General features: G+C 53.8%; 30 protein-coding genes, 3 tRNA genes and 1 other RNA gene. 20 read left to right on the forward strand and 14 right to left on the reverse strand.

The features are described from left to right. Positions 1–15 precede the first annotated feature (15 nt). The gene (locus E3E36_RS03025) at positions 16–642 is read left to right on the forward strand and encodes a hypothetical protein (protein WP_206203463.1); all 627 of its coding nucleotides are present in this window, start codon (positions 16–18) and stop codon (positions 640–642) included. On the opposite strand, the gene E3E36_RS03030 is transcribed toward E3E36_RS03025, so the two are convergent. Both E3E36_RS03030 and E3E36_RS03035 read right to left on the reverse strand, forming a co-directional pair. After that, positions 639–1,595: a DNA methyltransferase gene (locus E3E36_RS03030; protein ID WP_167893907.1), complete on the reverse strand. Its 957-nt coding sequence runs from the start codon at positions 1,593–1,595 to the stop codon at positions 639–641. The genes E3E36_RS03025 and E3E36_RS03030 overlap by 4 nt on opposite strands. A gap of 18 nt (positions 1,596–1,613) precedes the next feature. Continuing rightward, complete coding sequence (locus tag E3E36_RS03035; RefSeq protein ID WP_167893908.1) at positions 1,614–2,075, reverse strand: hypothetical protein; 462 nt, start codon at positions 2,073–2,075, stop codon at positions 1,614–1,616. Between the two features lie 495 nt (positions 2,076–2,570). Between E3E36_RS03035 and cobO the strand changes: the two genes are divergently transcribed. Beyond that, positions 2,571–3,098 (forward strand): cob(I)yrinic acid a,c-diamide adenosyltransferase, encoded by a 528-nt coding sequence (gene cobO / locus E3E36_RS03040; RefSeq protein ID WP_167894728.1) that lies wholly within the window; start codon positions 2,571–2,573, stop codon positions 3,096–3,098. Positions 3,099–3,221: 123 nt separating this feature from the next. Further along, on the forward strand, positions 3,222–3,473 hold the full coding sequence (locus E3E36_RS03045) for a UPF0147 family protein (RefSeq protein WP_167893909.1): 252 nt from the start codon (positions 3,222–3,224) through the stop codon (positions 3,471–3,473). Between the two features lie 59 nt (positions 3,474–3,532). Here the strand turns inward: E3E36_RS03045 and E3E36_RS03050 are convergent, their stop codons facing one another. Further along, positions 3,533–4,093 carry an aldolase gene (locus E3E36_RS03050; RefSeq protein WP_167893910.1) on the reverse strand — a complete coding sequence of 187 codons (561 nt, stop codon included), beginning with the start codon at positions 4,091–4,093 and terminating at the stop codon, positions 3,533–3,535. After that, positions 4,090–4,671: a hypothetical protein gene (locus E3E36_RS03055; protein WP_167893911.1), complete on the reverse strand. Its 582-nt coding sequence runs from the start codon at positions 4,669–4,671 to the stop codon at positions 4,090–4,092. Before E3E36_RS03055 ends, E3E36_RS03050 begins: the two co-directional genes overlap by 4 nt. A gap of 76 nt (positions 4,672–4,747) precedes the next feature. Between E3E36_RS03055 and E3E36_RS03060 the strand changes: the two genes are divergently transcribed. Next, positions 4,748–4,825: transfer RNA gene (locus E3E36_RS03060), tRNA-Tyr, on the forward strand. Positions 4,826–4,979: 154 nt separating this feature from the next. On the opposite strand, the gene E3E36_RS03065 is transcribed toward E3E36_RS03060, so the two are convergent. The 7 genes from E3E36_RS03065 to ffs form a co-directional block, all read right to left on the reverse strand. Continuing rightward, a tRNA-Gly gene (locus tag E3E36_RS03065) sits at positions 4,980–5,057 on the reverse strand. Positions 5,058–5,074: 17 nt separating this feature from the next. Beyond that, positions 5,075–5,151 (reverse strand) — tRNA-Phe (locus E3E36_RS03070). Positions 5,152–5,222: 71 nt separating this feature from the next. Continuing rightward, positions 5,223–5,942 (reverse strand): 7-cyano-7-deazaguanine synthase QueC, encoded by a 720-nt coding sequence (gene queC / locus E3E36_RS03075; protein ID WP_167893912.1) that lies wholly within the window; start codon positions 5,940–5,942, stop codon positions 5,223–5,225. Next, positions 5,939–6,349, reverse strand: coding sequence for a PIN domain-containing protein (locus E3E36_RS03080; RefSeq protein WP_167893913.1), 411 nt, complete (start codon positions 6,347–6,349; stop codon positions 5,939–5,941). Before E3E36_RS03080 ends, queC begins: the two co-directional genes overlap by 4 nt. Beyond that, entirely contained in the window at positions 6,337–6,573 is a 237-nt protein-coding gene (locus E3E36_RS03085) for an AbrB/MazE/SpoVT family DNA-binding domain-containing protein (protein WP_167893914.1), read from the reverse strand. The genes E3E36_RS03080 and E3E36_RS03085 overlap by 13 nt, the downstream gene beginning before the upstream one ends. 49 nt (positions 6,574–6,622) lie before the next feature. Further along, on the reverse strand, positions 6,623–7,525 hold the full coding sequence (locus E3E36_RS03090; protein ID WP_167893915.1) for a dihydroorotate dehydrogenase: 903 nt from the start codon (positions 7,523–7,525) through the stop codon (positions 6,623–6,625). 63 nt (positions 7,526–7,588) lie between these two features. Beyond that, positions 7,589–7,902, reverse strand: an RNA gene (gene ffs, locus E3E36_RS03095) — signal recognition particle sRNA. A 134-nt stretch (positions 7,903–8,036) separates the two neighbouring features. Between ffs and E3E36_RS03100 the strand changes: the two genes are divergently transcribed. The 16 genes from E3E36_RS03100 (at position 8,037) to E3E36_RS03175 (ending at position 20,558) form a co-directional block, all read left to right on the forward strand. Beyond that, positions 8,037–9,473, forward strand: a complete 1,437-nt coding sequence (locus E3E36_RS03100) for an FAD-dependent oxidoreductase (RefSeq protein WP_167893916.1) — start codon at positions 8,037–8,039, stop codon at positions 9,471–9,473. Beyond that, positions 9,470–9,976 carry a 4Fe-4S dicluster domain-containing protein gene (locus E3E36_RS03105; protein ID WP_167893917.1) on the forward strand — a complete coding sequence of 169 codons (507 nt, stop codon included), beginning with the start codon at positions 9,470–9,472 and terminating at the stop codon, positions 9,974–9,976. The genes E3E36_RS03100 and E3E36_RS03105 overlap by 4 nt, the downstream gene beginning before the upstream one ends. After that, positions 9,973–10,185, forward strand: a complete 213-nt coding sequence (locus tag E3E36_RS03110; protein ID WP_167893918.1) for a hypothetical protein — start codon at positions 9,973–9,975, stop codon at positions 10,183–10,185. Before E3E36_RS03105 ends, E3E36_RS03110 begins: the two co-directional genes overlap by 4 nt. Continuing rightward, positions 10,182–10,454 (forward strand): (2Fe-2S)-binding protein, encoded by a 273-nt coding sequence (locus E3E36_RS03115; protein ID WP_167893919.1) that lies wholly within the window; start codon positions 10,182–10,184, stop codon positions 10,452–10,454. Before E3E36_RS03110 ends, E3E36_RS03115 begins: the two co-directional genes overlap by 4 nt. Then, positions 10,447–11,613, forward strand: coding sequence for an FAD-binding oxidoreductase (locus tag E3E36_RS03120; RefSeq protein ID WP_167894729.1), 1,167 nt, complete (start codon positions 10,447–10,449; stop codon positions 11,611–11,613). Before E3E36_RS03115 ends, E3E36_RS03120 begins: the two co-directional genes overlap by 8 nt. 162 nt (positions 11,614–11,775) lie before the next feature. Next, positions 11,776–13,686 carry a KamA family radical SAM protein gene (locus E3E36_RS03125; RefSeq protein WP_342764372.1) on the forward strand — a complete coding sequence of 637 codons (1,911 nt, stop codon included), beginning with the start codon at positions 11,776–11,778 and terminating at the stop codon, positions 13,684–13,686. A 78-nt stretch (positions 13,687–13,764) separates the two neighbouring features. Beyond that, entirely contained in the window at positions 13,765–14,442 is a 678-nt protein-coding gene (gene pyrH, locus E3E36_RS03130; protein ID WP_167894731.1) for a UMP kinase, read from the forward strand. A gap of 66 nt (positions 14,443–14,508) precedes the next feature. Further along, a complete protein-coding gene (locus tag E3E36_RS03135) occupies positions 14,509–14,775 on the forward strand; it encodes a ribbon-helix-helix domain-containing protein (RefSeq protein ID WP_167893920.1) in 267 nt (88 codons plus the stop codon). Then, a complete protein-coding gene (locus tag E3E36_RS03140; RefSeq protein WP_167893921.1) occupies positions 14,751–15,218 on the forward strand; it encodes a putative toxin-antitoxin system toxin component, PIN family in 468 nt (155 codons plus the stop codon). The genes E3E36_RS03135 and E3E36_RS03140 overlap by 25 nt, the downstream gene beginning before the upstream one ends. Positions 15,219–15,236: 18 nt before the next feature. Next, positions 15,237–16,616, forward strand: coding sequence for a potassium channel family protein (locus E3E36_RS03145; protein ID WP_167893922.1), 1,380 nt, complete (start codon positions 15,237–15,239; stop codon positions 16,614–16,616). A gap of 46 nt (positions 16,617–16,662) precedes the next feature. Then, positions 16,663–16,872, forward strand: a complete 210-nt coding sequence (locus E3E36_RS03150) for a hypothetical protein (RefSeq protein ID WP_167893923.1) — start codon at positions 16,663–16,665, stop codon at positions 16,870–16,872. Beyond that, the gene (locus E3E36_RS03155) at positions 16,869–17,135 is read left to right on the forward strand and encodes a type II toxin-antitoxin system RelE/ParE family toxin (RefSeq protein WP_167893924.1); all 267 of its coding nucleotides are present in this window, start codon (positions 16,869–16,871) and stop codon (positions 17,133–17,135) included. The genes E3E36_RS03150 and E3E36_RS03155 overlap by 4 nt, the downstream gene beginning before the upstream one ends. A 58-nt stretch (positions 17,136–17,193) precedes the next feature. Then, the gene (locus tag E3E36_RS03160) at positions 17,194–18,513 is read left to right on the forward strand and encodes an NAD(P)/FAD-dependent oxidoreductase (protein WP_167894732.1); all 1,320 of its coding nucleotides are present in this window, start codon (positions 17,194–17,196) and stop codon (positions 18,511–18,513) included. A 132-nt stretch (positions 18,514–18,645) separates the two neighbouring features. Beyond that, positions 18,646–19,353, forward strand: coding sequence for an ATPase domain-containing protein (locus tag E3E36_RS03165; protein WP_167894733.1), 708 nt, complete (start codon positions 18,646–18,648; stop codon positions 19,351–19,353). A gap of 4 nt (positions 19,354–19,357) precedes the next feature. Beyond that, positions 19,358–19,969 (forward strand): hypothetical protein, encoded by a 612-nt coding sequence (locus E3E36_RS03170; RefSeq protein ID WP_167893925.1) that lies wholly within the window; start codon positions 19,358–19,360, stop codon positions 19,967–19,969. 49 nt (positions 19,970–20,018) lie between these two features. Continuing rightward, positions 20,019–20,558: an RNA 2'-phosphotransferase gene (locus E3E36_RS03175; RefSeq protein WP_167893926.1), complete on the forward strand. Its 540-nt coding sequence runs from the start codon at positions 20,019–20,021 to the stop codon at positions 20,556–20,558. Here the strand turns inward: E3E36_RS03175 and E3E36_RS03180 are convergent. The 3 genes from E3E36_RS03180 to E3E36_RS03190 all read right to left on the reverse strand — a co-directional run bounded on the left by E3E36_RS03180 (position 20,542) and on the right by E3E36_RS03190 (position 24,533). After that, a complete protein-coding gene (locus E3E36_RS03180) occupies positions 20,542–21,777 on the reverse strand; it encodes an MFS transporter (RefSeq protein ID WP_167893927.1) in 1,236 nt (411 codons plus the stop codon). The two genes, E3E36_RS03175 and E3E36_RS03180, sit on opposite strands and share 17 nt — an antisense overlap. 106 nt (positions 21,778–21,883) lie before the next feature. Beyond that, entirely contained in the window at positions 21,884–23,044 is a 1,161-nt protein-coding gene (locus E3E36_RS03185) for an FAD-binding oxidoreductase (RefSeq protein WP_167893928.1), read from the reverse strand. A 1-nt stretch (position 23,045) separates the two neighbouring features. Then, positions 23,046–24,533 carry an FAD-dependent oxidoreductase gene (locus tag E3E36_RS03190; RefSeq protein ID WP_167893929.1) on the reverse strand — a complete coding sequence of 496 codons (1,488 nt, stop codon included), beginning with the start codon at positions 24,531–24,533 and terminating at the stop codon, positions 23,046–23,048. Positions 24,534–24,535 lie beyond the last annotated feature (2 nt).

The raw sequence follows: 24,535 nt of genomic DNA on the forward strand, positions 1-24,535 counted from the left end.
CCTTCTTTTTGATATTTGGTGAAGTTCGTGAAAGTGGATGATGTTTTTGAGATAGTTCAAAAGCTAAGACCTGCAGAAATAAAGGAGACTAAAAAGACCCGTAGAGTTATCAAAGAAGGGGGAAGGGTCCTGTTATATTCTGGCTCCAACGGAACCAAGGTCTACATTGTCAGAACGGACAAGATATGTCCAGGGGATTTTAAAGTCGTTCTCCAACCTGAGGGAAGAAAAGAATTTGCCCCAACACATGTCCGGTTGTTCTTTGACTTGTATCTTAAGCGGATAAGTGATGAAAAGCATGCGAGGGCTGTGTTTTTGGCATTTGAACGGATTAATCATGGAGAGGACATAAATGAGGTTCTAGACGACGTTCGGGGTATAAATTTCCCAATGGAACTCGATCCCCCTGATGTAACGGTTTTCTATGGCTCATTATTAATGGTCGAGCAGGATTGGAATTATGGTAGCAGAGGATGCAAAGAGAGCAAACTTGATCCTCCCCGAGAGTTTCTTATGCGGTTCATACGATGGATCGCACAGAGCGAATACGGTGATATAGACAAAATAATAACGACTGCCGTTCGAAATAGGCCAGCGCCGAAGAAATACGGTATTTCCCTTTTTGAGCTTTGGAGAAGTTAAACCACTCTACTTTCCCGGAATTTCTCGATTTTCTCCCCTTCTCCCGATTTTCTGAATACGAACAGATGTTCATGTGCAATCAGATAGAAGTCTCTCTTCCTTGTTTTCCAGGATTCTGTACCTCTCATATGATGCTGAACCTTGATAATGTCCTCCTTTAATATAAATCCAGCTTCCAAAAACACTTTCATGACTCTAAACGCTATAGGAACGTAATGTCTGTGACGTCTAGTGTCTCCCATTAAAATAGCCGCGTATTTTCCGGGTTTTAGTACCCTGTAGAACTCTTCAGCAACTTTTTTCATTTCTGAAACAAACTCATCTATTGACTTAACGTTGGATAAATCCCCTTTCACAAGAGAACGTGCTCTTTTTGTGTATCCGATGATATTGGCATAGGGTGGATGAGTAGCTATTAGATCTATGCTTTCGTCTTCAATTTTGTCTAATTTTCTTGCATCGCCCTGATAAAGGTGAATTTGGGGCTCCACCCACTCAATGCTCTCTTTTAGTCCAAGGTATGAAATTAACGTGGGCTGCCCCTCTTTACGGGGATCATACTCAAAATTCAATCTATCCCATGCTACCATTAGAGCTTCATAATTTATGTCAACCCCGATCCCGTGTCGTCCTAGGAGTTTGCACTCTATCAGCGTTGTTCCGCTTCCCAAGAATGCATCAAGAACAACGTCCCCTGGTTTTGTATACTGTAATATCAGGTTTCGTGGAACTTGTGGGGCCCAATTTCCCCTGTATTTTGCATTTGCATGATGAGTTGCCCATTTCCCCCGATCTGGAAAGCTCCATACGGTCGTTGTTTCAAGCTTGAAGTTCTGAGGCTGAAATGTTTTGATTGGGATGGGTTTTCCAATCTCTATTCTTTGATTCCCTATAATGACGTGATCGTGCTTTTTTATGAATTCCAGATATTCCTCGAACGGAACTTCTCTCATGGACGCTCACCAAGTGTGTTATATCCTAAGACCCGCCTTTTTCATAGCATTTACTGGGTGCATCCCGCTCATTACGTCAACAAACATCTGGTAAGGTTGACGTCTTCCATTTTTACCCTGCGATTGAGGATAATTAATGTCCTCTATCTCAAACAATAACCATAGTGCATAAAGGATGTATTCAATAGGATAACCTGGAGAGGTATTTAACAGTTTAAGGGTAACTGGATCCAGTTTTTCCAGGACCTCCTCAGGAGTTTCTCCGAGATATACACGGGTTATTAGCTTAAACAAACTCTGTCCGACCTCTGTTGAGTAGCACAGTTTGCCATAGAAATCAATTATAAAGTGAGCATGTTTAGGTGTAAACTCCCGTTTTCCCCTAAACTTCGCTCTAAGGATGAAGTCTTCCGGGGACTTACTGCCTTTTCCACTTGCTCTAATCTTGAAGTCATTTACCTCGATATCTACCTCAATCATCAACCCAGTTTATTCACATATAACATAATAAAAATTTTGGCAAACCTACTGAAGACCCATTCTAACGATTTAGTGAGTTCTCAAATGCTCAGCATGAGTTACAAAATATACTCATCCAAACCCCCTGAAAACCTGGCAGTTGTATCCATCCAATTACTCCCTGAACTCGAGGGAAAAAGTACAGAATGTGTCTATACCCTGCACTCTGGTTTTCATAGAAAATGAAGCCCCTTCCCAAGTGAAGGGGGGTTCACTATGTTCTGCACAGGTTGAGTACAGGATGAAAAGCAACTTCACGGATGGAAAGACCAAGACCCCTGAGGAAAGCTGCACTTGAAACAAAGCCCTGGGGACATTGGGGATGGTGTGAGGATACGCTCATGTTACCCTCCCTAAATTTTAACTCTCTTGAAACCTTGCCCTGCTCCTCTCCGGATTTAATTTTTTGCCCAAACCCCTAAAAACCCTGGCGATTATATCCACCCGGTGAAACCCATGGCATGGAAAGAAAAACTCGGCCTCGTCCACATATACACGGGCAACGGAAAGGGGAAGACGACGGCCGCTTTTGGCCTCGCTGTGAGGATGCTCGGCTCCGGAGGAAGGGTCATCATCCTCCAGTTCATGAAGGCCCCCGACGTCTACGGCGAGCAGAAGAAGATAGCTGACTGCGGTGCGGTCATTGAGTCCTTCGGCCTGCCCAAGTTCGTCCACGGAAAGCCCGAACCGGATGACATAGAGGCCGCTAAAAAAGCCTTGGAACGCGCTAAAGAAGTAGTCTCAAGCGGCGAATGGGATTTGGTAATACTCGACGAGATATGCGTTGCTTTGGGCTTCGGCATGCTCGATGTCGAGGAAGTCAGGGAGCTTATCCGGAACAAGGCACCCCACACCGAGCTCGTTCTGACGGGCCGCTACTGTCCGGAGGAGCTGTTTGAGCTTGCCGACTACGTCACGGAGATGAGGGAGGTAAAGCACCCCTACCGGAGGGGCATTCTCGCCAGGAGGGGCGTGGAGTTCTGACTCCTTCTTTCCTTTGTGAATCCCCAGCAGTTTCGACGTTAACCGAAAAGTTTTTTAGTTAGGAAAGCTTAAGATAAGCCGAGGAGATTTTAGTAACAATTCTTTAGAAAAGGAGGTGATAAGATGAGCGAGCTCATCAACCAGATTGTCCAGGTTCTCAAGGAGCAGGTTGTCCAGGACACCGTTGTCCCCAGGAACATAAGGCGCGCCGCCGAGCAGGCCATAGAAGCCCTCCTCGACGAGAGCAAGGAGCCCGCCGTCAGGGCGGCCGATGCCATAGCCATCCTGGAAGAAATAAGCGAGGACCCGAACATGCCCATGCACACGAGGACGATCATCTGGGAAGTCCTCGGTGCCCTTGAGCAGGTCAAGTGAGCGTTTTCTTTTTACGCTCATTTCCACGTTTTCGACAAAAATTGAAAAACGCTGGGGCATTACTCCCTTTCCGTAAGGTACCACAGCCGGGCGCTCTCCTCGACGAGTTCCGCCTTGTAGAACGCCTCTCTGAGGGTTCTCCCGACGGTGACTATCCCGTGCCTCTCCATTATGATGGCGTCCGACTGGAGTACCGCCTCGGCAACGATATCCGCCAGCTCCTGGGTTCCAGCGGGCCTGAACGGGACCACCGGGATTCTTTTGAGGTATATCTCAGCCTCGGGGGTTATTATTGGCAACTCGCCGCTGACGAGCGTCGATGCGGCTATGGAGTATGGTGGATGGAGGTGGGCTATTGCCTTAACGTCCGGCCGGTTCCTGTAAACTGCGAGGTGGAGCCTGTACTCCGAGGACGGCCTCACCCCGGAGAGCTGCCTTCCGCTCATGTCTATAACTGCCACCTGCTCCCTGGTCATATCGTCCATCACAGCCCCTGTGGCCTTGATGAAGACGAGGTTCCCCTTTCTGATGCTCAGGTTCCCTCCGAATGCCGCGGTAAGACCGCGCTCGTGGGCGAGCCGGGAGTACTTCACCAGCTGTGCCTTTATTACCCGGCTCATTCTCCCACCACCTTCACTCCGTAGCCGCAGTCTTGGCAGTAAGCCTTCTCTCCCTTCCAGGCGAGTTCTCCGCCGCAGAGGGGGCAGACGTGAACGTCCCCTTCGTTTCTCCAGCGCTCGTAGGTCTCGCGGTCTATGACGAGGAAGAGGCCCTCCTCATCCTCCTCGAAGTGGCCGAGAACCGGGCTGCTCTCCAGTTCGAGGGTTTTCTCATCTATGATTACCGGCTCTACCCCTATGTTTCCCTCGTATTCGAGGTCGTTGCTTGGCAGAATCTCGACGACGAATGCCCCGAGCTTTTTGTCGTTGTAGGCTATGACCTCCAGTGCATCGCTGAGCTCCCCGCTGGAGGATATTATATCAACGACCAGGGCCCCTCCCCGGGGAAGGACGAGGGCTATCAGAAACTTGGCCCTGCACACCGCCAGCCCCCTGTCAAGACAGACCTCCTCCATGCCGAGCTCCCTCAGGAAACCCCTTACCTCGTCCCCCGTGGGGAGACGCCCGCTGTCCATGATGAACTCCCCGATCCTCTTGGCAAGGGGCATGGCAAGGTTTACAGGTTCGTAGAGCCTCATGGTCTCACCGCACCTAACTGGAGAGAAAAATTTATAAACCTACCCGGGCGATTATGGAACGGGTTGCCTGTAGGGTCCCGCGGTAGCCTAGCCTGGGAGCGGCGGCGGACTGTAGATCCGCAGGTCCCCGGTTCAAATCCGGGCCGCGGGACCACCAGAATTCTATAGAACGTTTTTCATCACTTCTGAGGGGTTTTTGCAACATTGAGAAGTCTCGTTCGACAGCAGTGTTTTTCTTTTAAAACCAATCGGAGCTGGATGTGGATAAATATCCCCATGAGCACCGTAATGGTCCAAGAAGCGAATTGTGGTGCGGTGGCCGGGATTTGAACCCGGGTCACCGGCTTGGAAGGCCGGTGTCCTAGACCAGGCTAGACTACCACCGCATTGCCCTTAGAGAAAGTGGTGGGGCGAGGGGGATTTGAACCCCCGACACCCGGATCTTCAGTCCGGCGCTCTCCCAGGCTGAGCTACCGCCCCATGCCCAAAGATAAGGGGCAGGAAGAGATTTATAAATCTTGCGGTGCCCGATGTCCCACCATGTTCACCGATTAAATCCTCGGCTCAACAGCGTAGACCGTCCTGTCCTCGCCGAGAGCCTCCATAAGCCCGCGGTGCCTCCTGACGCAGCTCTCACACTCGCCACAGTGCACCGGCTTTCCGTCCTCGGTGAAGCCCTTCGGCATATAGCAGGAGTTGGAGTACTCGTACTTGGCGCCGAGCTCCTTCAAAAGCTTCGCTATCCCCTTCTTGTCGAGGTCAATGAGCGGTGCAACGACTTTTACTTCGGCCATGGTGCCGTACTTCAGCATTTCGTTCATTTTCTCGACGAACTCGGGCGTGTTGTCTGGGAACGTTGTTCCCTCTTCAGCGTTGAAGCCGACTATTATATCGCCCCCTCCGAGCGCATCGAGGAGCGAAGCGGCGACGCTTATGAGAACGACGTTCCTTGCCGGAACCCAGACGCTTTTCGCAGTTTCCTGTGCAACGCTCAAGTCCTCAAGCTCCTCCGCGCTGACCTTTGGAGTTTCGCCGCCAACCAGGGTCGTTCCTCTCAGTTTGGAGAACTCCTCGAGGAAGTCGAGCCTGACGATCTTCAGAGGCACACCGAGCTCCTTAGAGAAGAACTCAGCAACTTTGTTCGTAACGCGCTCCTCGTTGCTCCCGTAGTTGATTACCAGCATTATGACTTCCTCGTAGTTTCTCTTGGCCCAGTAGAGGCAGGCCGTTGAGTCCAGTCCACCGGAGAACAAAACAACCGCGCGCTTCATTCTATCACCCCTGGAAGCAGTGTGATATTAAACTTGGAAGCTCTCTTTCTAAGCTTTTTGTCGTAGGTTGCGAGGGTTCCGACTTCTCTGGCTATCGCAAGGATTACGGAGTCGTTGTAGTGTTTCAGGCCAAAGTTTCCAAAGAGCTCAAAGGCTGAAAGTAGGTACCGCCTATCATCAGCCAAGCTGACTCTTTCGTTTAATAGGATTCTGGAGATTATTCCCTTCGCCTCTTTAGGAGATACCCCCGCCGTGGCCAGGTTCCAGAGAAGTTCGTAAACAACGACCGTGGGTATCACGATTTTATTGAGGGAAGCTATCAGGTCTCTCGTCTCTTGATACCTCTTGGAGCTCCGGTTGATTGAATAAAGGAGAACGTTGGTATCAACAACGGCTAATCCTCCCATTCTGAAGCCTCCGTTAGAGCCTTCCGTGTATTCATTTCTATCTCCTCGGGAGTGAAGTCCCTTCCAAGGTCCAGGCTCGGCCACTCCATCTCGGCCTTCTTGATGACTATCTCGTCCCCCCTTAGTTCAACGCTGAGGTACTCCCCCTCCTTGATCCCCAGTGCCTTCCTTATCTCCGCCGGAATCGTTATCTGGTAGTTCCGTGTCACCTTGGTGACTGGCATAGTAAATCCCAGTAGTATAGTATGTCTTTCTACTAGATAACTCTTTCGCTCACTCGAGGGCAAGCCCGACTATCTCTCTAACGCTCGAAAAGCCCTCCTCCTCAAGGTATCTCCTAATTCCCTCGTTTATCTCCCGGAAGACCCTCCACCCGCGGAGCGAGACGGCAGTGCCTATCTGGAGCGCCGAGGCTCCAGCGAGAAGGAACTCCACAGCATCTCTCCAGGTGGTTATGCCGCCCATCCCAATGACGGGAATGTCGAGGGTTTTGGTAAGGTCATAGACGGCCCTAAGAGCTACGGGCTTAACACCCGGCCCGGAGTAGCCGCCGACCCTGTTGCTCAGTATCGGCCTCCTCGCGTAGACGTCTATCGCTATCGCCTTCAGCGTGTTTATGGCTGCGACCGCATCTGCACCGGCCTTTTCAGCTGCCAGACCGAGCTTCTTTATGTCGTCTATGTTTGGCGTGAGCTTCGCTATAACGGGCTTGTCCGTCGCGTCCTTAACGGCTTTGACGACCTCGTAGACCATCTCCGGTCTCTGGCCGATTTCCATGCCGTAGCCCTTTGCGTGCGGACAGCTGAGGTTGAGCTCGAAGGCATTGGCCACTTCGCTCAGCTTCTCAGCGAGAAAGGCAAACTCCTCCGGCGTTCCGCCGAATATCGAGACTATCAGCGGAAAGTCAAAGGTGTAGCCTTCAACCATCTCCAGAAAGCCCTTCCAGCCGGGATTCGGAAGGCCCATCGCGTTTATCAGGCCGTAGGGAAGCTCCACAATCGTTGGATTGTCGTAACCTGCCCTCGGCTCGATTCCGATGGACTTGGTAACGACGCCGCCAGCACCTTCCTCATGAGCGCGTATCCACTGTTCAGGGGTCTTATCGTTTACCCCCGAGGCGAGAATAAGCGGGTTTTCAAGCTTAAGACCGGCGACCTCAACGGAAAGCCTCACCATATTTAACACCCCGAAGGCAAAAGAGGTGGTTTGCTATTAAGGTTTTTGCCAGAATTCTAACGGCGGCGGGCGCGCCCGGGGGTGGGAACCCTCCACCGTCCGCTTCCACCGGGGCTCGCTCACCCCCGCTACCCCACGAGCGCCGAACGTCCCGCCTACCGCTGCTCCCTTCCGGGCCTGGCGGGGTTCGGCGGGTAAAGGGCGTTAGTCCGGCCCTCCAGCCGGACCCCGCCCACCGCCGGCCCCGTGGGACGAGGGATCACCGTTGTGCCCCGGCTTCCGCGGGTGGCTTTGGGAACCGCCCCCCGGGCTTCGGCCCCGGCATATCGACGGTTTCCGGTTACAGGGGACGCCGAACCCCCCGGCCTAGCCCGCCGCCAGCTAACTTATCCTCGGGCAGATATATAAAGCTTTGGTAGGTGGTGGAACCTCCAGCAACCAAAGGTTGCCCACCATTGGATTGAAAAATTTTCATAAGCCAATGCGCAGATAAGTGCTCGGGTGATATACCGTGCGCCTAACTGAACATCCTGTTCTACATTTTAAGCGTGGAAGAGAGGTAACAATCTACTTCGAAGGACAACCGATCAAAGCCTATGAGGGAGAAACAATAGCAACGGCACTCCACGCCGCGGGAATACGGGTTCTCAATTATTCTCAGAACTCCGAACGTCCGCGGGGGCTTTTCTGCGCCATAGGGAAGTGCTCCTCCTGTTTGATGGTTGTTAACGGAATCCCCAACGTCAGGACGTGCATAACCCTCGTCGAGGATGGCATGACCATAGAGCGTCAGAGAGGGAAGGCCGAGCTCCCGAGGGACGCCAAGCCGCCGGAGTGGAAGGACGCCAAGGTCGTGAAGGCAGATATCGTCATCATTGGGGGTGGGCCCGCCGGACTGATGGCGGCAATCCATGCGGCCGATGCTGGAGCAAAGATCGTTCTTCTCGACGAGAACCCGATGCTCGGCGGCCAGCTCGTCAAGCAGACCCACAAGTTCTTTGGCAAACGCGAGCAGTTCGCTGGAGTGAGGGGCGTCGAGATAGCCAGGATTCTGGAGGATGAAGTCAGAAGAAGGGAGAACGTCGAGGTCTTCCTCGGAACTTCGGCGGTGGGAATATTCCAAGATGGGGATGAGAAGCTCGTCCTGGCCGTCAAAAACAACCGCGAGCTCATAGAGTTCCGTGGAAGGGCCGTCATCGTTGCCACCGGTGCGATGGAGAAGATGATTCCCTTTGAGAACAACGATCTGCCCGGAATCTACGGCGCCGGAGCCATTCAGACCCTCATGAACACCTACGGGGTGAAGCCAGGCGACAAGGTTCTAATCGTTGGTGCGGGCAATGTGGGACTTATTCTGGCGTATCAGCTCATCCAGGCTGGAGTTGAAGTCAAGGCTATAGTCGAGGCGATGCCGAAGGTGGGAGGCTACTTCGTTCACGCGGCCAAGGTTAGGCGCTTGGGCGTTCCGATACTGACCAGGCACACTATTCTTCGCGCTGAAGGAAAGGAGAGGGTCGAGAGGGCCGTCGTTGCTCAGCTCGACGAGAACTGGAACGTCATTCCCGGAACGGAGAAGGTCTTCGAGGTCGATGTGATAGCCCTTGCCGTTGGCCTGAGGCCGAGCATAGAGCTCCTCCACCAGGTAGGCTGCCAGATAAAATACATCCGGGAGCTCAGCGGCCACGTGGCAGTTCGCGACGAGTGGATGGAGACAACCGTGAGAGGCATCTTCGTGGCCGGCGATTCCGCCGGAATAGAGGAGGCTACCACTGCAATGCTGGAGGGCAAGATAGCAGGAATAGCCGCTGCCCTGAGGCTCGGCATAGCCGACGAAAGCTGGGTCAAAGAGATAGAGAAGGCACAGAGGGACTTGGACGAGTTCCGCTCCGGGCCCTTCGGCAGGCACGCTATGGAAGGTGTTAAGAAAGCTCTGGTGGTGAGAGAATGAGCGAGATTCCTGAGTACCTGAGAACCGGCTACATAACGCCCGAGGAGCTTCAGAAGTTCATCCCGCTTCCGAGCGAGGAGAGGCTGAGGAAAAGGCCAGTAGCAATTCCAGAGTGTCCGCAGGAGATACCCTGCGCCCCCTGCAGGGAGATATGCCCTACTGGAGCCATAAGCATGCCCACGCCGAACGATTTGCCCATCGTTGACTATGACAAGTGCATAGGCTGCTCCCTCTGTGTCCAGATATGCCCCGGCCTAGCGTTCTTCATGATGCACTACGTTGGCGACAAGGCGAGGATAACGATGCCCCACGAGCTTCTGCCGGTTCCGGAGAGGGGCGAGGAGGTCGTTCTCCTTAACCGCGTCGGGGAGCCTGTTGGTAAGGGGAAAGTCCTCACGGTAGTCCCGAGGGAGAAAAGCAAGGGTGACACGCCAATAATCATCGTGGAAGTTCCGATAGAGCTTGCCTGGGAGGTCAGAGCGGTTAGGGTGGTGAGAGAATGACGGTCGCCGAGATTGTATCTGATGGGTGCCAAAAGATGGGACACCTCTGTAAGGTTCACAGTCATCTCGCGCCCGAAGGGCGCATTTCAGGGGTGAACAAGGGAATGGCATCAATTGCGCGGGCACCCAATATCGTTGAAGCTAGTTTGGGAGTCAGAAACATTCCGCCAGCGCTTTCATCAGAAAGGGCTGTGGTGGTGAGAGAATGAGCGGGAAGAAAATCGTCTGCCGCTGCAATGACGTCACGGTTGAAGACGTCGAGAGGCTTATCGACTCGGGCATCACGGACATCGAGGAAATCAAGAGGCTTCTCAGGATAGGCATGGGGCCCTGCCAGGGGAGGACGTGCATCCCGATAGTGCTCTCGATCCTTGCGAGAAAGACGGGAAAGAGGCAGGAAGATATACCGCTCCCGAAGTCGAGGGTTCCGATAATGCCCGTCCGCGTCGAGGTTCTGGTGGGTGATGCCGATGAGTAAGATAGCGATCATCGGCGGCGGAATAATAGGCGTCGCGACGGCCTACGAGCTGGCAAAGCTCGGGGAAGAGGTAATCCTCTTCGAGAAGAACTACTTCGGCTCGGGCTCGACCTTCCGCTGTGCAACGGGAATAAGGGCGCAGTTCACGGACGAAGCCAACATCAGGCTCATGAAGTACTCCATCGAGCGCTGGGAGAGGCTTGAAGAGGAGCTCGAGGCCGAGATAGGCTTCAGGCACTCCGGTTACCTCTTCCTGGCGACGAGCGAAGAGGAGGTTGAAGCCTTTAAAAACAACATAAAGCTCCAGAACAGATTTGGCGTTCCCACGAGGCTCATAGATATGGACGAGGCAAAGGAAATAGTCCCGCCGCTCAACACGGAGCCGTTCTTGGCCGGGGCCTGGAACCCGATGGACGGAAAGGCCAACCCCTTCAAGACGCTCTTTGCCTATCTCATGAAAGCCAAGGAGATGGGCGTTGAGGCGAGGGAGCACACGGAGGTTGTGGCTCTGGAGCGCGAGAGGGACGAGATAATCACGGTGAAGTTCAGAAGCAACGGGAAGGTGGAGAGCGTTAAGGTTGACGCCCTTCTCAACGCGGCCAACGCATGGGCACCGCTGATTAATGAGATGGCAGGCCTGAGCAGGGAACTCGTTCCCATAACCGCGTACAAGCACCAGCTCGTGAAGACGGAGCCCCTCAAGCCTGGTCAGGTCGAACCGTTGGTATGCCCGCCGAGCTGGAACGACAGCTACGTCATCCAGGACGGCGAGGACGGTGGAATAATCTGCGGCTCGGGAATAGAGCATAAAGCCAAAAGCCTCGATGACTACGAGCCGACCTACGACTTCCTGAGGGGTGTGCTGAGGTACGCCGTCCAGATAATTCCCCCCATCAGACACGCCCACATCGTTCGCCAGTGGGCCGGCTTCTACGCTAAAACTCCTGACAAGAACCCTGCCATAGGGAAGCTCCTCGACAACTTCTATATTGCAGCAGGCTTCAGCGGCCACGGCTTCATGATGGCCCCAGCGGTTGCCCAAGCGATGGCGGAGTTCATGACCAAAGGAAGAAGCAAAGTGCCCCTCGACTGGGAGTGGTACGACCCGTACAGATTCGAGCGCGGCGAACTGAGGAGCTCGGCCTTCCAGATAGGCTGATGTATCCCAAAAGTTTGCCAAATATTCTTTTGTTTTTTACACTATGTAACGAAGGTTATTCGGGAATAGGAGTAAAATTTAAATAGGTCTTCTCAGAATTAATGCACGCATACGTACTTCCACGCCTCTTTCTGTCCTCTTCAAGATCAGGAGGTGGTCACCGTGATTAGGGTTGAGAGTGCCCTTTCAGCCTTTGGAGTTGAGGAGTCCCCATGGGGCCTCGAGCAGGGGGTGGGACACGGAGAATTCATGGAAATCTTCGAGCCACTGCCAGAAATAGGCGAAATTCTCCAGAGGAGCGAGAGTCTTGAGGAGGCAAGGCAGAAGCTCCTGGAATTCACGAGAAACCTAAGGTGGAAGTTCAAAAACAGCGAGATAGAGGTAAGCCCCATAGACAGGTGGCTCGCGCTCTATGCCTGCGACGTCTTTGAGAACGTTCTCTCGCCATACAGCGAAAAGGCAGCAGGTTTCTCAACGCTGGAATACCTCTGGAAAGCCGCCAAGGGCGACGAAAAGGCCTTGAGCATTCTTACCAAGGGATTCCTCGAGGAGTTCAGGCACCTCTTCCTTGCCATGTCTGGTAAGGCCAACTACTCCAAGGGCTGGCTTGGGCCGAAGCTGGAAAAAGCAGGCATAGTTTCACCCGACTTCAGTAAGGTTCACGGCAGGGAGGCAGGGAAGCTACGCTCCGACTACCTAGACAAGGTCTACGAGTACATAAAGACCTGGCTCGACCGCTATCCAAGTGGACTCGACGAGAGGATAATCAAGAAGAGGGAGGAGCAGAGGAAGCAGCTCGAGGAGTACTGGGGCATAGGCGATGAGGAGTGGTTCGACTACAGGTGGCAGTTCAGCCATGTCCTCAAGGGCAGGAAGGGCCTCGAAACCCTCAGAGAGCTCAACGAACTTGGTATCGTCAAGGTTCCAGAGGAGGATCTGGAAGAAGTCGAGAGGGCGGTCAAGTATCGCATCCCCTGGGGAATAACACCTTACTACCTCCACCTCTGGGACTTTAAGGAGCCCTACAAGGAGGACAGGCACGTCAGAAGGCAGGTGATGCCGCCCAAGTGGTACATGGACAACATGATACTCCACCGCAAGGACAGAGAGTACGCCTTCGACTTCATGGGCGAGCACGACACCTCTCCGATAGACCTCGTCACGAGGAGGTACGTGATGATAGCGATCCTCAAGGCCTTCGACACCTGCCCACAGATATGCGTCTACTGCCAGAGGAACTGGGAGGTCCTTGAGCCATTCATGGCCGGCTCCTTCCCGGGCTGGGACAAGATAGAGAAGGCTATAGAGTGGTTCGGCGAGCGCGAGTCGATGATAGACGTGCTCATAACCGGAGGAGACCCCTTCGCCCTGAGCAACAAGATTATAGACAAGATAATGTCCCGTCTGAGCGAGTTCGACCACGTCATTAACATCCGCTGGGGAACAAGGATTCCAGTGACCGTCCCAATGCGCATAACTGAAGAGCTGGCCGAGATACTCGGATCGTACATCGAACCAGGCAAGAGGAACGTGGCCGTCTCGACCCATGTAGAAACGGCCTACGAGGTAACCCCAGAGATGGCCAGGGCAGTCTACAACCTTAGGAGGCAGGGAATATACGTCTACAACCAGCTGGTCTACCAGAGAAACGTCAGCAGGCGCTTCGAGAACGTTGCACTTAGAATAGCCCTCAAGAAGATCGGCATCGATCCATACTACACCTTCTATCCAAAGGGCAAGACCGAGCAGAGGGACTACCTCGTGCCGATAGCGAGGGTCGTCCAGGAGAGGAAGGAGGAGGCGAGGCTCTTACCGGGCCAGTTCAGGACGGACGAGCCGATATTCAACGTGCCGAGGATGGGCAAGAACCACCTGAGGGCCTGGCAGGACAGGGAGCTCATAGCCATAAAGCCCGACGGAAGCAGGGTGTACCTCTTCCACCCGTGGGAGAAGGGCATCAGCGAGACGAAACTCTACACATACACGGACGTCCCAATAAAGGAGTACCTCCGCTACCTGGAGAGCATCGGGGAGAAGCGGGAAGACTACGAGACCATCTGGTACTACTACTGAGGGCTTTCTATCTTCTTTGATATCTTCTCGGCAAGAAAAGGTTATAAAGGGGCCCCGGTTAGCATCGTGAGGGTCATCATGAGGATAGTCTTTGACATAGGAGGTTCAGTTCTCGTTCCGGACGATCCCGACATCGATTTTATCAAGGCCATCGCGTATGAGCTCACCAAGATAAGCGAGGACCATGAGGTGGCTGTGGTAGTCGGCGGCGGCAAAGTGGCGCGCAAGTACATCAAGGCTGCGAAGACCTTCACGCCCAACGAGACCTTCAAGGACTACATAGGGATTCACATCACCAGGGCCAACGCGATGCTTCTGATAGCTGCGCTCGGCGAGAAAGCTTATCCCTTCGTCGTCCAGGACTTCAGGAAGGCCTGGGAGGTCATACAGCTCAAGAAGATACCCATAATGGGCGGAACTCACCCAGGACACACGACCGATGCGGTCGCTGCCCTTCTCGCCGAGTACCTGCAGGCCGACCTTCTGATCGTGGTCACCAACGTCGATGGCGTCTACGACAGCGACCCGAGGAAGAACCCTGACGCAAAGAAGCTCGACAGGATAACCGTCGACCAGCTCGTCGACATAGCGATGGAGGGCGAAAGCAAGGCCGGCGGAAGCGGCGTCGTCGATGCCCTTGCTGCGAAGTTCATCCAGCGCGGCAAGATAAGGACGTACATCGTGGGCAAGAAGGACGCTTACAGCCTCTTCGAAGTGATAAAGGGTAAGCACAGCGGGACGGTTGTGGAGCCGTGAGGTTCCTTTCAATTTTGCTTCGCAACGTTTATATATTCTGTCCGACTATTGTCCTACGGTGATTGAATGTCTGCCACCGAGAAGGTTTCAGTCCGCTTTCCTCAGGGCATTATGAGGGAAATTGATGAACTCGTGGAGAGCGGCGAGTTCTCAAGCCGGAGCGAGCTTATCAAGGAAGCCGTGAGGTTCTTCCTGATGCACTACGAGTCCCCCGAGGATCTCTGGGAGACATATAAGCTCCTCGCGAAGGAGAGGAGGGTCCCATCCGAGAAGGAAATCGAAAAGCTCCTTGAGGAAGTGGACGAGGAATGGAAGCGTTCAAGGTCGTCTTAGACACCAACGTCATCATAACGGCCGCGATAAACCCCCTTGGAAGTTCTGGAAAGGTCATGGACTTAGTCGTCGGGAAGAGGGTTCTTTCCTACACCTCGGAGGCGATACTTGAGGAGCTTCGCTTCAAGCTGACGAGCGAGAAAGTTCTGCAATACCTTGAGAGCCGGGTTTACGCCCTATGGATTTACCGGATTTTTAGGGCTTTGTCAATCCTTGTTGAGCCGGCTGAGCGCTTTGAGGTCTCGCCTGATCCAGACGACAACAAGTTGTTTGACGTGGTGTATTCGGCCAAAGCTGACTTTATGATAAGCCTAGACAAGAAGCACGTGCTGAAGCTGAGGGATGGAGAGAGAAGATTTTCTCTTAAAGGGCATGAGTTTCTAATCTTGACCCCCGCCGAGTTCCTTGAGGTCGTCGAAAGGGATAAAAACTTCAAGGCGTAGTTAAATTAGTGAGCACCCATGTGCAAGAAGGCGCACTTCGGAAACTGCGACCCTGAGACGGCCGACCAGGAGTACTGTATTTTTCATAAACCGAACAAGAGCGAGGAGGAAGCGAAGGAGTTTTGGAGGAAGTTTCTGGAGAGGTTCAAGCCGAGGGTTGAGGAGATTGAGGTTGATGGGCGGAAGATAAAGAGGTTGGTTTTCGAGGATTATGTCGAATGTATGGGCTATGTTTTTCCAAAGCCCCCAAAGGAGTACTCGAAATTGTTTTTTCAATTCTCTATTTTCAGGAATGGCGTCAATTTTGAAAGCTCTGTTTTTAAATGGGAAGTTGATTTTGAAAATGCAGAGTTTTATGACCGTCCTCACTTCCCAGAGAGTACTCTTGACGGCTCTACTAAGTTTTCAACGATCAATGAATTTATAAAATTCATCAAACAGCACCGTCAAGATAAATTCTCAGTCTTGGATGATCTTATAGTGCCCGGGGTCACATTCCGCAATTCTATCTTCGAAGATGGAGCTTACTTTAACAGAAGCACTTTTCATTGTGATGTGTCTTTTGATAGGGTATCTTTCAACTCAAGAGGTCATGAACCCTATTATGCCCCATTTAATCCATTCTTTTGCAATGTTATTTTTGAAGGATCTGTGTCGTTCGCTAACTCACAATTTAATGATACTGAGTATCACTTACTTTCTGGAGTTTTCCATCATAATCTTACTCTTTTAGGTTCAATATTTCGAGGGAAACTACTATTTGTATGGCCTGATTTCGAAGAGGAACTTGAGAAATTAATATCCCTTCCAGGAGGTTTTATGTTCCATGGCTATTTGGACTTTTCAAATGTGGTTTTACATGGTGGTATAGAGATTGATTTTGACAGTAGTTTATTCAAACTTCCCGAAGCGGAAATAGAAGCCCGTCGCGTTCAGCGCCTCAGCTATGAAAAGGAAGGCAAGCGCGACGATGCCGACAGAATGTTTGTCCTCGAAATGCGCGCCAAAAGAAGGGCACGGCTAAGGAACGCACAGGGTAAGGTAGAGAAACTTAAAGCTCGCACTCACAACTTCATTGAATGGCTTTTGGGCGATCTGCCCTCAGAATACGGCACGAACTGGGTTCGGCTCTTTCTCTTTTCACTGCTCGTTATTATTGGCAACGCGGTTCCATACGCCCTCTGGAGCGCCTACATTGAAGGCTTTCCTCAAACCTCAAATTACCTCGTCCGTTTTCTCAACGCTCTCTACTACTCCCTCGTCACCTTCACCACCCTCGGCTACGGCGACATGCACCCGACCGGCTGGCTAAAAGCTCTTAGCGCCCTCGAAGCATTAACCGGGGCGGTCTTCATGGCGCTGATAGTTGCGGTCATAGCGAGGAAGTGGATGCGCTGACTCAATCCTTTTATATTTCCGGCACATAGTTGGAAAAGGTGGGAGCATGGAAGCCGACCCGATAAACGTTCTCCTCTACGATATCCGCGAGATGAAGAAGAGGCTCGACGAGATGGAAAAAGCCCTCCTTATGCTCAAGGCGAGGCTCGTTGAGGAGGAAGAGGGTGAAAGTCCTGATGAAATCGAAGCCCTCGAAAGGGAAGCGCTTGAAAACGGAAAGGACTGGGAAGAGCTGAAGAAGGAGCTTGGCCTATGAGCTTTAAGGTTATCATCGGCAAAAAGGCCGAGAAGGGGATACGAAACCTTCCTCCAGTCCATCTAAAGCGTTTTGCCGAACTTGTTGAGACACTGAAAACCAACCCTGTCCCCGTTGAAAGTTTTGACGTCAAGAAGATGCGCGGTTCGGAGAGGGCTTACCGCGTTAGACTCGGCAGTTATCGGGTTCTTTACACGGTTCGATGGGACGAGGATACCATTGTTATCTTGAAGGTCGAACCACGCGAAAGGGCATACCGCTGAACCTAAGGTTAAGACCAACTTTTTATACCTCCTCGCCCTTCTTCTCCCGGTGGTGCACATGAAAGTCGTCGTCATCGGTTCTGGAACCGCTGGAAGCAACTTCGCCTTATTCATGCGCAAGCTCGACAGAAAGGCTGAGATAACCGTCATAGGGAAGGAACCCACGATGCAGTACTCACCCTGCGCCCTGCCCCACGTAATAAGCGGCACGATTGAGAAGCCTGAGGACGTTATCGTCTTCCCTAACGAGTTCTACGAGAAACAGAAAATCACGCTCATGCTCGGCACCGAGGCTAAAGCAATAGACCGCGAGAGGAAAGTTGTCATTACAGACAAGGGCGAAGTTTCCTACGATAAGCTCGTTCTGGCCTTAGGCTCAAAGGCTTTCGTTCCACCAATTAAGGGCGCCGAGAACGAGGGAGTTTTCACGCTCAAGAGCCTCGACGATGTGAGAAAAATCAAGGCCTACATCGCCGAGAGAAAGCCGAAGAAGGCCGTAGTCATAGGTGCCGGACTGATAGGCCTCGAAGGGGCCGAGGCGTTCGCAAAGCTCGGCATGGAGGTTCTGGTAGTAGAGCTGATGGACAGGCTCATGCCGACCATGCTCGACAAGGATACGGCAAAGCTCGTCCAGGCGGAGATGGAGAGGCACGGCGTTTCCTTCCGCTTTAGCGTTGGAGTGAGCGAGATAGTCGGCAGTCCCGTCGAGGCTGTGAGGATAGGCGACGAGGAGGTTGAAGCCGATCTCGTTCTCGTGGCAACTGGTGTTAGAGCGAACGTTGACCTCGCCAAGAAAGCAGGCCTTGAGGTGCACTGGGGCATAGTCGTTAACGAGCACCTCCAGACGAGCGACCCGGATATCTACGCGATAGGCGACTGTGCTGAGGTAGTCGATGGCGTAACCGGCGAGAGAACCCTCAGCCAGCTCGGAACGAGTGCCGTTAGAATGGCCAAGGTCGCGGCGGAGCACATAGCAGGAAAGGACGTCGCCTTCAGGCCCGTCTTCAACACGGCAATAACAGAGCTCTTCGGCCTTGAGATCGGCACCTTCGGCATAACGGAGGATAGGGCGAAGAAAGAGGGCATTGCGATAGCCGTCGGCAAGTTCAAGGGAAGCACAAAGCCCGAGTACTACCCCGGCGGCAAGCCGATAACTGTGAAGGTCATCTTCAGGAAATCCGATAGAAAGCTCATCGGCGCGCAGATAGTCGGCGGCGAGCGCGTCTGGGGCAGGATAATGACGCTCTCCGCCCTTGCCCAGAAGGGAGCAACCGTTGAGGACGTCGTATACCTCGAGACTGCCTATGCCCCACCGGTAAGCCCGACCATCGACCCGATAACGGTCGCTGCTGAGATGGCCATGAGAAGGTTCAGGTAATCCCTTTCTATTTGTCAATTTTTGTCCGCTTACGTATCAAAACGCGCTCCCCGTGCGGGCCTAAACAGCCCAAGAGAGGCACAGGGAATGTTTATATATCATGCCGGCAAAATTTATCCGGGTGTGTATGTGATGGAGAGGGTATCCACCGGGATACCCGGGCTTGACAAGATGTTGAACGGTGGGTTGATTCCTGGAAGGGCATACCTTATAAAGGGCGAGCCGGGGATGGGCAAGACAACCCTTTCGATACAGTTTCTTATGGAGGGTGTCCGGAGAGGAGAGAACGTTATGTACATAACCCTTGAAGAGCCCCTGGAGATGGTAAAAAAGGACATGAGGCTTTTCGGCTTTGACCTCGATAACCCCCTTTTCCATGGGATCGACGCCACCCCTGTAGGGAAGAGGACCCATATATTTGAGGCGATCTACTACGAGGAGTTTGCCGAAAGCTTTGAGAAGTTCTCAAGGGCCGTTGAGGAGAGGATAAGGGACAGCAACATAAAGCGCGTTGCCGTCGACCCCATAACCATGCTGAGGCTAACGACAAGGGAAGAGCTTGAGTACAGGAGGGTTTTCATAGAGTTTCTAAAGGTGTTCATGAGGTACGGTGTTACTGTTCTCATAACCTCCAACATCCTGCATGGGGATCCAGAGGTAGAGGACTACCTCACCAGTGGCGTGATAGAGCTGAAGAGGTACGGAGTCAAGGGGCGCACCGTCAGGGGCGTGCAGATACTGAAAATGAGGGGAAGTTCCTTCGATGAGGACGTAAGACCGTACATATTCTCCGAAAAGGGAATAGAGGTCTACGCATCGGAGAGTCTGTACGCCAGGTGATCCCATGAGACTAGGTATTGAAAAGCTGGACAGAGTTCTCGGAGAGATCGAGGGGGGCGACGTCCTGCTAATCGAGACCATCGGGAGTCTGGGCATAGAACTGCTTTCAAAGGTCATCAGGGGCAGCAGGGATGCAGAACGGCGCGTAATGATACTGCTCTCCAAGGGTGCTTCCGAGAGGCGGTTGCTCCCCATCGACGGGACTGATCTGCTCATCCTGGGGAAAAACGTCCACGCGGAGAGGCTCTACGAGATCCTCCACCGGATAAAGGGACTCCCGGAAGGATCGCTCCTCGTGGCCATCCGGCTCGATGTTCTCCTTCTCTTCAGGCCCAGGGAAGCGATTTATATGTTCATGGAGGATCTTGTCAGCACTGTGCAGGAGAAAAAAATCATCTTTGTCGTCACTGTGGACAAGCGCAACCTTAAGGAGAAAGACATAGCCATATTCGAGAACCTGGCCACCCACATCATTGACATCACCGAAACGGTGGACGGGTCCAACGTAACCCTTGTCATGAGGGTGAAGAAGTCCCCCGGCGGGCGCTCCGGGTTCTGCAGGTTCAGCATAGAGGAAGGAAACATATCCATCGGGGAGCCCCTCGTAGAGGGGTAGCCGCGTCCGCCGGGCACAAGCTTTTATGCACGCCGCCCAAACTTTCACCATGCCGCCGAGGGTGAAGGTCAGCAAGCTCATGGCCTACATCCTGAGGCATTCTCCTGAGGAGTTCGGGCTCAAACCCGATGTGGAGGGCTTCGTTCCCCTCGATGGTCTCGTGAGGGCTCTGGCGACAGTCTACCCCGACGTCACCGAGGAGTTCGTGCGCGAGATAGTCGAGAACGACCCAAAGGGCCGCTATGAAATTATAGGGGACAAAATACGCGCCCGCTACGGCCACAGTTATCCCGTCTCTTTGAACCACGAGGAAGACGAGAAGAGCAGGGTTCTCTACCACGGAACGCCAAGGAGGAACCTGCCGTCCATCCTGCGGGAAGGTCTGAAGCCTATGAAGAGGCAGTTCGTCCACCTGAGCGTTTCTAAGGTTGAAGCCCTCGAAACCGGCAGGAGGCACGGAAGGGACGTCGTTCTTCTGATAATTGACGCCGAGTGCCTGAGGAGAAAAGGCCTGAGAATCTACAAGGCCGGGAGGAACGTTAGGATAGTCGAGCGCGTTCCGCCGGAGTGCATCACTCTGGGAGTCTGAACGCCAGGAAAAAGGCCAGCCCAAGAGGTATCAGCGTGCTCACGAAGTTGAGTGTGAAGCTTATCCCGGAGAGGTAGCCGCCAAGCAGAGGGCCAACCACCCAGCCGAGGCTCATCATGGCGTTGAGCAGTCCCATCGCCTGGCCGCGCTCGCTGGCCTTGGCCCTTTCCGCAACATACGTGGAGGCAGAGTTAATGGTCATTGACCACTTTATCCCTGAGAGCACCGCCACGGGCACCATCAGGTATATGCTCCTCGCAAAGGCGTAGCCGAGGAAAGCTACTCCGTATCCCACCACGGCCAGGAGGTAAAAGCGCCTTGCCCCGTAGCGGTCTATAAGCCGCCCTATGTAGTAGCCGCTGAGCGCGGCCGCGAGCGAGTCTATCCCAAAGAGTATGCCAACCCACTCATCTCCAAAGGTCTCGCCGAAATAAACTGAAACGACGGAATACACCTGCCCGCTCGCCACCATCACGAGAAGGACGCTGAGGTAGAAGAGGCCAAGATGGCCGCGCATGAGCCTTTTGAACGCTCCTCCCTCGAAGGTTACCCTCTCGCTCCCCCTCCCCTCTTGGACTATAAGGAGCAGCAGGGGCGCCCTTTTCGGCCTCGGTCTTTCCCTCAGGAGGAGGACAACAAGTGCCGAGACTCCCAGCAGAAATCCCGCCAGCAGGAAAATACCCCCTATCCCCACCCTCCTGACCAAGAAGCCTCCGATGAAGTTGCCCAGCATGTAGCCCGCGTTCTCAACGGTGGAGAAGAACCCGTATGCAGAGCCGACCCTTGTTGACAGCTCCGCTATCAGGGCGGACTTTGCAGGCATCATCGCTGAGCCGAGGGCGCCTTGAGCGGTTCTCAGGGCAAGCAAAGCGAGGGGAGTGGAAACGGCAGCCATGAGGACGTAAAATACCCCCACAGAGAAGAGGCCGAAGGAGATGAACGACTTCCTGTTCCTCGTCTGGTCGGAGAGGTAGCCAAAGGGATACTGGAAGACCGTGGAGGTGAGGTTGAAGACCACGCTGAGCAGGCCGACCATCAACATGGTTCCGCCGATGAGGCGCATATAGACGCTCAGGTAGGGGAAAGCGATGCCGAAGGAGACGTTGGCCATGAACATGCTGAGGGCCAACAGCAGGACGTTTCTGCGCTTTGTTCTGAGCCTCCGGATTTTCCCCGCTTTTTCACGGCGTCCCTGGGTCACAACGAGCTCCCTTTTCATCGCCGGGCGATAAAAGAAACCCCCTTATAAAGCTTCCCGCCCCCAGGGGCGTGTTCCGGCACGAAAAGAAAAGGGCCAATATAGGGAAATGAAAGAAAAGCATCCGTCATCCCATTTGAAGGGCCTGTCCACGCAGCTCACCGCGCTCAAAGCGGTATGGGTCGTACCACTCGACTGGAAGGTCAGTTCTGCCCTTGGTTATCAAATCGGCCACCATCTCCGCAACTGCCGGTGCCATCATGAACCCGTGGCCGCTGAAGCCGGCAGCAATGTAGTAGTCGCTCAGCTCCTCGATCTTTCCTATGGCGGGGTTGCTGTCAGGCGTTTTGGCGTAGTAGCCGGCCCACGTCCTCAGTATGAGGAGCTCCCTCAAAGCCGGGATTATCTTGGTGAAGTAGTAGCTGACCTCCCGGAGGAACTCGTAGCTGGGGTTCAGGTCGTAGGTGGGGCCCTCCTCGTAGCCGACGCCGCCGACGATGCCACCGTGGCTTGTCTGGGTCAGGTATGCATGGCCGTACTTGAAGGATATCACCATGGGCTTCACCGCGCCCTTCCTTACCGGCTGGGTTATAACTGCCTGGTGCTTGTAGGGCTCGATGGGTATCTTGGTTTTTATACCGGCCATTGCGTTGATGAGCTTGGCCCAGGCGTTGGTGGCGTTGATGACAGTTCCGGTCTTGATGGTTCCCCTGCTGGTCTTCAGGCCTTTTATCTCCCCGTTCTCCACTATGAAGCCCTTGACCTCCGTGTACTCGACGAGTCTTGCCCCAAATCTCTCGGCGTTGAGTGCAAACTTCGCCGTCGCGTGGAAGGGGTCGGCCTTTCCGTCGGTCGGGTTCCAGGAAGCCGCTATGACCTCGCTTATGTCGAGGAGCGGGACTATCTCCTTCGCCTCCTCAGGGGTTATGAGCCTCGTCGGAACCCCAAAGCGGTTCTGTATCTCGATGTTCCTTCTGAACTCCTCCACCTCGTCATCATAGTAGAGCAAGAAAAGGTAGCCGGTCTGCTCAAATGGGAACCCGTATTCCTCGCTGTAGTGCCCCCACAGCTCAACTGAGCGCTTCATCACCCGGACGTTGGCCTCGTCGTTGAACTGCTGCCTTATACCTGTTCCGCAGCGGAAGGTCGAGCCGGAACCGATGAAGCGCTTCTCGATGACGGTAACCTCCTCCCCGCGCTTCGACAGCTCGTGGGCGATGGCCACGCCGACTATTCCTCCACCAATAACGACGATTTCGCTCCTTTCGGGAAGCTCCCTTGTCGGCATCTCACTCCCTCCCGGCGGTTACCTTCATCCTAACGTTCTTGAGGGGCGGCCTTGCGACGGGGATGTCAAGCTTTGCCATCGGGGTGCCCGTCCTCTGGGAGACAACCACGGCCCCGTTGAACAGACAGAACCTGCCCTGACAGAAGCCCATCGCGAGGTGGGTGAGGCGCTTGATTATCTGCAGGTCAGTTATGCCGCTCTTAACGACGTCATCTACCTTCTTGAGGTTCACGTCGCAGCCGCATATCTGGACGTCCTCAAGGTTGAAGCTCTCAAAGGGTATCCTGGGAACCTGTATTGGCACGGGCTCGTACTCCTTCAGCTTCCTCTCGTAAACGCACGGCTCGCTCTCAAAGCCGAACTCCTCCAGTATGTAGGCCCCGACCAGCCTGCCCTCGATGTAGTTCGCGTAGTGGGATTTTATGCTCACGGCGCTCCCGGCAACGTAGATGCCGTCCCTTATCCTGTGCCTTGAATCGAGAACCGGGACGTAGTATCCCCTCCTAAAGCGTAGCTTCCCGCCGGCCTGTGTGATCGGGTTGATGTCGGGTATCCTCCCCTCCGAGACTATCACCGCGTCAACTTCGTAGGTGTTGCCGTTCATATCTATAAGCTTCTCAACCTTCTCCCTTCCCCCAACGCGCTTTGGATTGGGCACGACGATGTAATCAATGCCCCAACGTTCCAGCTCCGGGACGACCTCTTCCGGCCTGCTCCCGACGACGGCCACCTTCCTTCCCGGCGCCACGCCCCATACGTTCATTACTTCGAGGGCAAAGTCCCTCCTGAAGACCCCGGGAAACTCGTTGTTTTCGAAAAGGGCTATGCTGTCGACGGCGCCAGTTGCCAGGACAACGCGCTTGGCAAGTATCTCCACGAGCTGATCCCCTCTAACAACAGGGACAAGGAAGTACTCGCCTTTGTTGAAGACGCCCAAGGCTATAGTTCCCTTAAAGACCTTCACGTTCTCGTTGAACCTGGCTACCAGCCCCTTAACGACCTCCTGAGGGGGCCTATCCCCGAAACCTTCCTGTGGCAGGCCCTTCAGCCAGAGGTCGCCGCCGAGCCAGCCCTTTTCCTCTATGAGCGCGACGGTGAGGTGTTCCTGAACCTCAAGGGCCGCCCCTATTCCAGCGGGCCCGGCACCCACAATCGCGACATCCACGACGAGCCTCTCAACGGGCTTGCCCTCATCTATCTCGACCGCCTCCTGGAACTCGCCGTAGTTCTGGCGCTCTATCCTCATTCCGTCCTTAACCTTGAGCTTCCTTCCGTTGACGTTCCTGACCCCGTTAAGGACAACCGGAACCGGGCCGAAGGTGAACGCCCCCCTCTTCCTACCCTCCGTGCTGGTGGTAAGCCAGTAGATGCCGTTAGCGAGCATAGCAACGGGGAGTTTTTCACCCTCGTAGGCCTCAAGGGGGCGGCCCTCAAAATAGATCGTGATGCGCTTAGAAGGGTCCTTTTCCGTCAGGTCGAGCGGTCTCATGC

Source organism: Thermococcus sp. M36, from assembly GCF_012027355.1.
In the GTDB taxonomy this organism is placed as follows: Archaea; Methanobacteriota_B; Thermococci; order Thermococcales; family Thermococcaceae; genus Thermococcus.